Here is a 440-nt window from a genome sequence, read left to right on the forward strand (position 1 = left end):
AAGTGGTGGGCTGTGAAGGATTCGAACCTTCGACCAATTGGTTAAAAGCCAACTGCTCTACCGACTGAGCTAACAGCCCCCTTGGGTATTGCTTTCTACTTCTTTAGCCACTTGTAGAAAAGTGGTGGGCTGTGAAGGATTCGAACCTTCGACCAATTGGTTAAAAGCCAACTGCTCTACCGACTGAGCTAACAGCCCCCTTAGGTATTGCTTTCTACTTCTTTAGCCACTTGTAGAAAAGTGGTGGGCTGTGAAGGATTCGAACCTTCGACCAATTGGTTAAAAGCCAACTGCTCTACCGACTGAGCTAACAGCCCCCTTGGGTATTGCTTTCTACTTCTTTAGCCACTTGTAGAAAAGTGGTGGGCTGTGAAGGATTCGAACCTTCGACCAATTGGTTAAAAGCCAACTGCTCTACCGACTGAGCTAACAGCCCCCTT

4 tRNA genes are annotated in these 440 nt (G+C 47.5%); all 4 read right to left on the bottom strand.

Going from position 1 to position 440, the window contains the following annotated elements:
- Positions 1 to 3 precede the first annotated feature (3 nt).
- Positions 4 to 79, bottom strand: a tRNA-Lys gene (locus K5Q73_RS21445).
- A 43-nt stretch (positions 80 to 122) separates the two neighbouring features.
- Positions 123 to 198 (bottom strand) — tRNA-Lys (locus K5Q73_RS21450).
- A 43-nt stretch (positions 199 to 241) separates the two neighbouring features.
- Positions 242 to 317: transfer RNA gene (locus K5Q73_RS21455), tRNA-Lys, on the bottom strand.
- 43 nt (positions 318 to 360) lie between these two features.
- Positions 361 to 436 (bottom strand) — tRNA-Lys (locus K5Q73_RS21460).
- Between the last annotated feature and the right edge of the window lie 4 nt (positions 437 to 440).

The sequence above is a fragment of the Shewanella sp. MBTL60-112-B2 genome (genome assembly GCF_019655055.1).
Lineage (GTDB): Bacteria > Pseudomonadota > Gammaproteobacteria > Enterobacterales > Shewanellaceae > Shewanella.